The sequence below is a fragment of the Mesorhizobium sp. M0019 genome, from assembly GCF_040323975.1.
In the GTDB taxonomy this organism is placed as follows: Bacteria; Pseudomonadota; Alphaproteobacteria; order Rhizobiales; family Rhizobiaceae; genus Mesorhizobium.
Map to the genome: position 1 here is coordinate 1 of NZ_JAMYVK010000126.1, position 1470 is coordinate 1470.

2 protein-coding genes are annotated in these 1470 nt (G+C 61.0%); both read right to left on the reverse strand.

Going from position 1 to position 1470, the window contains the following annotated elements; genetic code table 11:
• Positions 1-352, reverse strand: a 352-nt coding sequence (locus NKK47_RS34945; protein ID WP_352579918.1) for an RES family NAD+ phosphorylase, incomplete at its 3' end; no start/stop codon positions are given.
• Positions 353-502: 150 nt separating this feature from the next.
• A complete protein-coding gene (locus tag NKK47_RS34950) occupies positions 503-1213 on the reverse strand; it encodes an antitoxin Xre/MbcA/ParS-like domain-containing protein (protein WP_352579919.1) in 711 nt (236 codons plus the stop codon).
• Positions 1214-1470 lie beyond the last annotated feature (257 nt).

The window sequence follows — 1470 nt, forward strand, 5'->3', positions numbered from 1 at the left end:
CCTTGAGCCTGCCCTCAACGGCGCGGTCGTAGACCGCCACGCATTCCGCTCCGGTCAGCCGCGAATTGTAGAGGATCCCGTCAACTGCGAACCCGTTAAAGAGAGCCTGGCTCAGCTTCCGGCCTTCCTCCTGTTGTTTGGCACGTGCAGCGTCGGTGCTGATCCCAAGCCGCAGCAGGCCGGTGGTCGGGGCGTCGATCACCGTCAGGGGCGACGTAGCAGAGACTTCGGACACGGCCCAGCCAGCGATTTCCGAGAGATGCAGCATGCGGTAAGATTTTCCCTCGAACCGGTCGCGAATAATCGTCTCGGCGATCGCCGTCGCCAGGTCGCGAGCAATGTAGAGGACCATGAAGGGACCGGTCGGGGCTTGCGAAGCGCGATTGTCCGAACCCCATGCCCAATGGAGTAGCTGCGTACTCCTGTCGCATTGCCCGCAGGTAGTGTTGCGGCTGGAACCTGATTGCCAGGTCCGCGACGACTTCGGCGTCAAGCTCCACGATCAGCCGAAATCGAACTCGGCGTCAGCGACGACCTCATCGATGCGCCCGGCCTTGAGTCGGTCGAGCGGAGTTTCGCCGGTGTCGCTCACATGCTGCTGGGTCAGCCACAGCCACGTCGCACGAGGATTCCCGATGATCTTCGTGATCCGGGCCATGTCCTCAACAGGACGACCGTCGACGAATTGGGCGAGCGGAAATACGTGCTTCCGCTCGCCCTTGAGCAGTCCGATCACGGCTCCGCGCCTTTGCCAATCGTGCAGGGTCGAACGCTTCGTCCCGAACATCTTTTCGATCTCGCCGGGACCGGCGACAGGACCAGCCCAATCCTCAAGGCGTGTCGGCGTTGCATATTCAGCGAGGCGCAGCCGGTCCTCTTCAAGATCAAAGACCTTCCCCCGGCCTGCGCCCTGGCTGACCTCCACGGGCTTTTCGACCTCTACTGGAGCAAGTATCTTACTGGGTCGGGCGAGCTCCGTAACCACATTCTCCACTGCTCTCGCCAGTGCCTGTTCGTGCGCAGCGATCTGGCGCTGCTCGGCAGGGGACAGACGAGACGTTACCGCCGTCAGGGCGGCGACCGCCTTGCCGGCGGCTTTCAGAGCGGACTTGGATATTCCTGGATGGCGTCGCGATAACACATCGAAAATGTCAGCGACCGTCTCACGATCGACCTTTGCATCTGCGCGAACTGCCGAGTTGCGAGCGTTCATAACGACCACCATTGGCACCATATTTCTCGCCTTAGATAGTACGGATTGTCCGAAATGTCCAGATTGTAGTCTGGCAAATTTGCACCTATTGATCTGGACCCATTCCGGACCTTCCTGACGCCGGATCGCTTTCCCGAAAGGCGGCGTCCACAGAACCAACGCTCATGACCCAAGGACGAAGCCGCTCGCGCGGCACTGGCGCCCCGTGGCGAGGGTGCAGCAATGATCTGAACGCCGTGCATTTGTAGGTTTGCGGT